The following is a 6,955-nucleotide window of genomic DNA, read 5'->3' as shown; positions in this document are numbered from 1 at the left end:
CGGGGAGACGCGAAGCGCGAACATCAAAAATATTCGTGGGTGGTTGCGGATCTACCTAACTTGCCTGTCCACATTTGTCGTGAGTTGTTGCAGGGGTTCAATTCAAGACCATTGCTATCGCGAGCAAGTATATGGTGCAGCTCAAATGGAGAATGGACATCACACAGGTTTTTTGCGACCTAGACGACTTCTGTTTAGGATTTGAGTCTAGGTGGAAACAAGCACATCTGCCGCAAATGAATGGTGAAAAGTTAAGCCGTGTCGAATGTGCCTGAGCGATCGCCATCTGTCTGTTGTGTCTGGTCGTGAAACAAAATTTGTCTGGTTGGGTAAGGCAAATCGATACCGTTTTCGACAAGCTTTTTCTTGATTGCAGAAATCACTTTATCCCGCGATTTCAAATCATCTGCCCGTCGTGGCGGATTAATCCACCAGCGAACGCGGATATTGACGCTACTTTCCGCCAGATCCATCACCAGCACATCGGGAGCGGGGTCTTTCAAAACCTCATTTACGCTATACATTGCTTCGAGCATTAACTGCTTTGCTCTGTCGATATCATCGCCGTAGCCAATACCAACATCGTACTGCAATCGGCGATTATCAAAAGCAGTATTTACGGTTATAGAATTGGTGAACAACTCCGAATTAGGAATGACAATCCGCCGACCATCATAAGTTTTGATTGTTGTTGCCCGCGTCTCGATATTTTCAACTGTTCCCTCAAAGTTTTTAAACACAATCTGGTCATCGATTTGAAACGGTTCAGTCAATAGAATTAAAATGCCAGCTAAGAAGTTTTGCAAAATATCGCGGAAGGCAAAACCAATCGCCACACCGCTAATTCCTAATAATTGTATTAAATCACCTGCTTTGAATGTGGGAATTACTATTGACAAAGCGACAAATAGACCCACCAGAATTGTTGTACCTTGTGCCAACCTTCCCAGTACCATTCCCAAATTCCGAGCGTGACGGCGGTTAAGGGTCAAGCGTTTGACGACTTTCTTAATTGTCCGAGCAACGAAAAAGAAGATAGCAAACACGATTAATGCCAGCACGATATTAGGCAGCAGGACAATGAATCCATTAATCATTCCTTGAATTTTGTCCACTACTGCGGATATCTCTGCGTTCATCTTAATTGCTTACTTACCAGCACTGTTGATATTAGTAGAAAGTTAGAAAATTTAACTCTACCTGAAGGAGCGTTAATCAATTAGCTTTTGTTGAATTCTTCCGTATTCGGTAGTTGATCCGATGATTTCTTCAACTTGGCTGACCTCAAATATTAGCTTAAAAGGTCGCCCCATTTCTTTTGCCAAAAACGCTTCTAACAACCTCACCTGCTTGGGGGTAACAGGTTCTTTTGCCCGCACGCTTAATCTAACTTGTGGAGGATTGGTTAGCCAGTTGGTATCGCTTTTAACTAAATTCAAGCGTTGAAAGGTCACGGTTCGGTTTAGCAGCACCTTTCTGAGACTACTTTCCAGCCGTGCTTGTCTGACTAACTCAGAAAAACTGACGCTCAAAGGAATCAGCAAGACACCTGTTAAAGTCAGTGTCCAAATTAACGGTGTTCGTGCCCTTTTCAGTGGAGAATAGCCGACAATGAAAAACGTCAGCATACAGGCTAAGGTAATGCCTAAGAGGTTGGTGAGGTAGAGTAGAGTTGCTCCCTGACTAAGTGACCAGTTTGCTTGCGACAGTCCTAAACCGATGACACAAACCGGCGGCATCAAAGCGACTGCGATCGCAGTTCCTGCTAAACTAGCAGATATTTTGGGTTGCACCTTGGCGTAACCACTAATCGCACCAGCTACCACCGCGATACCCAAATCTAGCAAAGTGGGTTTAGAACGAGATAGCACTTCACTACCAAAGTTGGAAATGCCGACCAGCGAACCCAAACTATAAGCGATCGCAACTGCCATTAGGGTTCCAATTACTACCGCAATTATACCTTGACGAAACAACTTAACATTACCTGCCAAAGCACCAAAGGCTAACCCCCGAATTGGCAGCATCAATGGTGCAATAATCATCGCACCGATGATGACAGCAGCGCTGTTGGTAAGTAACCCAAATGTAGCGATCGCACAAGAACTAACAATTAAAATCAGATACGTTACATTCGGGGTAGATTCCTCTAGCAAGTCTGTTTTTAGCTGCTCTACCTGGGTTGGTTCTAAGCTACGTTGCCTAAAGTTTCGGAAGCGATCGCCAATATCAAGCATTGCACTTTCCTAAAATTCTTACTTTACCTTTAATCTTTAAATTACAATCTCGTCCCTTGGGAGGTTTTATCTAGCGATGAATTGATTAAAATTAACCCAGAAGTTTAACGGGAATTTTCGCATGGCGATTGGAGAAGCTGCAATTGAAGAAAATCTCAAACAATTTCTTCTGGTACTTTCGGTTTCTCTGAGTGTGGCAACGCTACCACAAATATTTAGCTGGTTTCGTCATATTCCCTACACCCTACTATTAGTAATTGTCGGGTTAATACTGGCACTGGTAGATGTCAGATTAGTGTATCTTTCCCCTGGCTTAATTTTGTCGATTTTTCTCCCTCCCTTGCTGTTTGAAGCTGCCTGGAACTTGAAATGGGCAGACTTAAAGCGGGATTTAGTGCCAATTTGTTTGTATGCGGTAATTGGAGTAGTAATTTCCATTGCCGGAGTTGCGTTTGGGTTAAATCAATTTGCCGGAATTTCTCTGACAAGCGCTTTGCTAATTGGAGCTTGCCTTTCTGCTACTGACCCGGTTTCTGTCACGGCTCTATTTCGGGAATTGGGAACAGAAAAACGGCTCTCAACTTTAATGGAAGGCGAGAGTTTATTTAATGATGGCATGGCTGTGGTTGCCTTTGGCTTTTTAATCGCGCTGTCGTTGGGAACCGCTGAATGGGGATTCCAACCAATTTTGATACAGTTTTTTACAGTTGTCGGCATCGGTGTAGCGGTAGGAGCTTTAATTGGGTTTGGCATCTCTTATTTAACTCAGCGCTTCGATTTGCCCTTGGTAGAGCAGTCATTAACTTTGGTTTCCGCTTACGGTACTTACCTGATAACTGAGGATTTGGGCGGTTCTGGAGTGATTGGAGTCGTTACTTGTGGTTTAATTCTGGGTAACTTTGGCTCTCGCATTGGCATGAACCCGCGTACACGAGTGATTGTGACTGAATTTTGGGAGTTTTTGGCATTTTTTGTCAATTCGATTGTGTTTTTGCTGATTGGCGACCAGATACAGTTTGCGATTTTGAGAGAAAACTTGGGTGCGATCGCCATCACAGTTGCAGCGATGATTTTGACACGAGCGATCGCTATTTACGCACTGGGCTTTGTGAGCAATCGTCTCGCCAACTCGGAAATCGCCTTATCAAAGCAAACGGTGCTTTGGTGGGGTGGTTTGCGGGGTGCTGTTTCCATTGCCAAGGCAATTGAGCGTGTCAGCCAGTTTACCAAATCGAGAAGGATTGATTGCTACAGTCTTCGGGGGAGTATTGTTTACGCTACTCGTACAAGGATTGACCATTCAAGCTTTATTAAAAAAGTTGCAATTGCTAGGCGATGAACCTCTGCGTCAGCAATATTTAGAGATAATTGCCCGCCAAACTGCCCTTAATCGAGTACTGCAACACTTAGAACAAGTTGAGCAGCGTCCTGGGATTGAACCAGAGTTTTGCGACTATCAAGAAGCATTGATTAAAGGAGAGCTTGAGCGTCTGGAAGCAGAAATCGAGAGATTACAGGATGAGTATCCGAATATGCGGGACTTTACACTTGAGCAACTGCGCTCAGAACTTTTAGCAATTGAAGCAGATACTTATGCTGAATTTGTTCGCTCAGGTCGATTGAATCGGGAACTTGCACCTTCTCTTGAGCAGGTTATCGACAAAAGTTGAACAAGTCATAAAAACAGCCAGCTACACCTTTTGCTCGGCATAGCGATCGCATATAGACTAAACTAAGTCTATAGACTTAGTTCTTTGACAAACATGGAATCAGTAAATATCCATTACTGCAAAACGAATCTCTCACGGCTGTTGTCCCGTGTGGAACTTGGAGAAGAAATTATTATTTCAAACCGAGGTGTCCCAATTGCAAAGTTAGTTCCGTTTCATACCTCATCCAATCGGCTAGCTAGTTTAGGGATGGATCGAGAGCGTTTCATAGTACCAGAAGACTTTAACGCTCCTTTGCCAGAAGAGATTTTGGCAGCATTTGAGGGTGGTGAGTGCTGATGCAATGTTCAGACAGTACAACAATATTTCCATTCTTTGGGCGATCGCATAAAAAACTTCACCCCTGACGAGTAGCACAACTCATCGAATAAAAGGCAAGAGATCAAACTCTTGACGAATCTCCAACAGTGAACGGTCAAGTAGAGGTTCAAACTCCAGAAATGGAACAAAACGCTCACGTTGACGGCTCTTGCGCCACATTGAAATCAATTCTGGCAATAGCTGTGGCAACACAAAAAAGATTGAAGTGTACAACCATATCACTCCATGCTCTTTTATCAGATCGTTGTACATAAGTTTGATTGCAGGACTGATGATTGGATCTTTAAGCGTGCGTAAGTGATCTCGAAATTTGTAATTGCTTGTCCACCACGTCAGCGGCAGAATTTTAAGTTCATCATACATACCCGTATCGCAGCCATAGACAATGTGCGATACATCATGGGCTAGCAAAATTTTGGCAAATTCTGGTGGTAGTTTCCGTGGGTCAGTGAAGTTTGGATTCACGACATAGTACTCCTCTAATCCTTGTCTAAGTGTCTGAGTACTATTTCTGTTTGTATAAAGAGGGCGAGAATGCTGACTCATAAATTCTTCATTACGATACTGTTGTGTATCGTAAACTATAATAGCATCCATGAGCGATGCCACCAAAAAATCACTAGGAAGACCCCGTAGTGCTCAATCTCATCAAGCTATTTTGCAGGCAACCCTGGAACTGCTAGCAGAAGTTGGATTTGAGCGGATGAGCATTGATGCAATTGCATCCCGTGCTAGAGTTGGCAAAACTACTATTTATCGGCGCTATAACTCTAAAGAAGAGCTGGTAGCGGACGCGATTGAAAGCCTGAGAGAAGAAGTTGTTATTCCTAACACTGGTACACTTTGGAGTGATATAGACGCGCTGATCGACAATGCCGCACAAATCACGCTCAACCCTTTAGGGCGGCAAACGGTTGCCATGATTATCAGCAGTGCATCCAGTCATCCCCAATTTGCTCAGATTTACTGGACAAAATACCTACAACCTCGACGGCAAGCCTTTGCGGTTGTGATTGAACGAGCAAAAGTGAGACATGAAATTGAAGCGGATATAGATCCTGCTCTAGTCTTCGATACGATGAGTGGAATTATGCTTTACGCACAAATCTTTCAACCCACCCCTGAATTATGGGAAGCATGTGTTCGTAGCGCCTTGCACTTGATTCTTAGAAAACCACTGAGTTAATTATGATTAGGCTAAAAGTATCTTTGTGTTCTGTACATTTTAGTTTTGAGATAGTGTCTTAATGACAAATCAAAAACGAGTTTACATTATTTTGGGTACTCGTCCGGAAGCAATTAAACTAGCCCCGGTGATTCAGGTATTCCAACGCTCTTCAAGCTTCGACACGCAGATAATTTTAACTGGACAGCATCGCGAAATGGTAGAGCAAGTGATGCAACTGTTCAACTTCAAGGCAGATTGTGACTTAGAAATTATGCAGCCTCAACAATCTCTGAGTGATATTACCTGCCGTAGTTTACGAGGTTTAGAAACGTTATTTCAAGCAAGCAAGCCAGATTTAGTATTAGTGCAGGGAGATACGACAACGGCTTTTGCCGCGACTTTGGCAGCTTTTTATCAAAAAATTCCTGTAGGTCATGTAGAAGCGGGTTTAAGAACTGATGATTTATTTAATCCTTATCCAGAAGAAGCTAATCGTCGGTTGATTTCGCAACTTACGCAGCTGCACTTTGCCCCAACTCCTTTGGCTGTGGAAAATTTGCTACGTTCTGGGGTTTTGGGTAAAATTCACCATACGGGTAATACGGTAATTGATGCCTTGTTAAATGTGGCAAGTCGGCAACCAGCTTGTAATATACCTGGTTTAAATTGGGATTCATATCGCACACTACTGGCTACAGTGCATCGTCGGGAAAATTGGGGAGAACCGTTACAAGGAATCGCGCAGGGATTTTTACAGATTTTAGACAAGTTTCCGGATACAGCTTTATTGTTGCCATTACACCGTAACCCCACAGTGCGAGAACCGTTGCAAGCGCTTTTAGGAAATCATCCGCGAATTTTCTTGACAGAACCGCTAGATTATGCTGAATTAGTGGGGGCAATAGGGCGATCGCATCTTCTCCTCACAGATTCTGGTGGTTTGCAAGAAGAAGCACCCAGTCTCGGCAAACCAGTATTAGTTTTGCGAGAAACTACCGAAAGACCAGAAGCAGTCGCTGCGGGTACAGCCAAACTTGTAGGAACCGCTAGCGAAGACATTTTTGCTGCTGCAAGCGAGTTGCTGAGTAACTCAAGCGCTTATGAAGCAATGGCAAATGCGATTAATCCCTTTGGGGATGGTCATGCAGCAGAGCGCATCTTGCAAATTGTGCAAAATTATTTGGGCATCGGTTAAGAAAAATTATGGCGTGATTTTAAGGTAAATAAGCTTTTCAAACCGGAATAATCCGGTTTTTTGTTTTTTCAAACAAAACTGACGAAAGTTGCCTTTATACCAAGAGCGAAAAAAGAATGCGACAGATGGGTAGGGGCACGGCAGTGCCGTGCCCCTACGAAGAATTTATGTGTCGCAAACATTATTTAAATTAGTATAAATTAGGACTTATATGATGTCCGGCAAATTGCCCATAATTACAGAACCCCACCCCTAACCCCTCCCCGCTTGCGGGGAGGGGAACTTTGGCGTAGCCAAAAGCGGG

At 43.6% G+C, this 6,955-nt stretch carries 6 protein-coding genes and 1 pseudogene; 4 read left to right on the top strand and 3 right to left on the bottom strand.

Annotated features, from left to right (window positions below; translation table 11 throughout):
* Positions 1-251: 251 nt before the first annotated feature.
* On the bottom strand, positions 252-1,139 hold the full coding sequence (locus PI95_RS34055) for a mechanosensitive ion channel family protein (RefSeq protein ID WP_163519451.1): 888 nt from the start codon (positions 1,137-1,139) through the stop codon (positions 252-254).
* Positions 1,140-1,211: 72 nt separating this feature from the next.
* On the bottom strand, positions 1,212-2,237 hold the full coding sequence (locus PI95_RS34050) for a DUF389 domain-containing protein (RefSeq protein WP_039752801.1): 1,026 nt from the start codon (positions 2,235-2,237) through the stop codon (positions 1,212-1,214).
* A 121-nt stretch (positions 2,238-2,358) separates the two neighbouring features.
* Here PI95_RS34050 and PI95_RS34045 point away from each other — a divergent pair.
* Together PI95_RS34045 and PI95_RS34040 are read left to right on the top strand one after the other, a co-directional pair.
* Positions 2,359-3,907: pseudogene (locus tag PI95_RS34045) on the top strand (Na+/H+ antiporter).
* A 93-nt stretch (positions 3,908-4,000) separates the two neighbouring features.
* Positions 4,001-4,246 (top strand): type II toxin-antitoxin system Phd/YefM family antitoxin, encoded by a 246-nt coding sequence (locus tag PI95_RS34040; protein ID WP_039752802.1) that lies wholly within the window; start codon positions 4,001-4,003, stop codon positions 4,244-4,246.
* Positions 4,247-4,327: 81 nt separating this feature from the next.
* On the opposite strand, the gene PI95_RS34035 is transcribed toward PI95_RS34040, so the two are convergent.
* Positions 4,328-4,885, bottom strand: a complete 558-nt coding sequence (locus tag PI95_RS34035) for a hypothetical protein (protein WP_236117313.1) — start codon at positions 4,883-4,885, stop codon at positions 4,328-4,330.
* On the opposite strand from PI95_RS34035, the gene PI95_RS34030 reads away from it, so the two are divergent.
* Together PI95_RS34030 and wecB are read left to right on the top strand one after the other, a co-directional pair.
* A complete protein-coding gene (locus tag PI95_RS34030; RefSeq protein ID WP_039752803.1) occupies positions 4,884-5,474 on the top strand; it encodes a TetR/AcrR family transcriptional regulator in 591 nt (196 codons plus the stop codon). The two genes, PI95_RS34035 and PI95_RS34030, sit on opposite strands and share 2 nt — an antisense overlap.
* Positions 5,475-5,535: 61 nt before the next feature.
* A complete protein-coding gene (gene wecB, locus PI95_RS34025) occupies positions 5,536-6,651 on the top strand; it encodes a non-hydrolyzing UDP-N-acetylglucosamine 2-epimerase (RefSeq protein WP_039752804.1) in 1,116 nt (371 codons plus the stop codon).
* The last annotated feature ends 304 nt before the right edge of the window (positions 6,652-6,955 follow it).

It is taken from the genome of Hassallia byssoidea VB512170 (genome assembly GCF_000817785.2).
In the GTDB taxonomy this organism is placed as follows: Bacteria; Cyanobacteriota; Cyanobacteriia; order Cyanobacteriales; family Nostocaceae; genus Hassallia; species Hassallia carrinoi.
The sequence above is the reverse complement of the archived record's forward strand: the minus strand, read 5'-3'. Positions and strand labels throughout refer to the sequence as shown.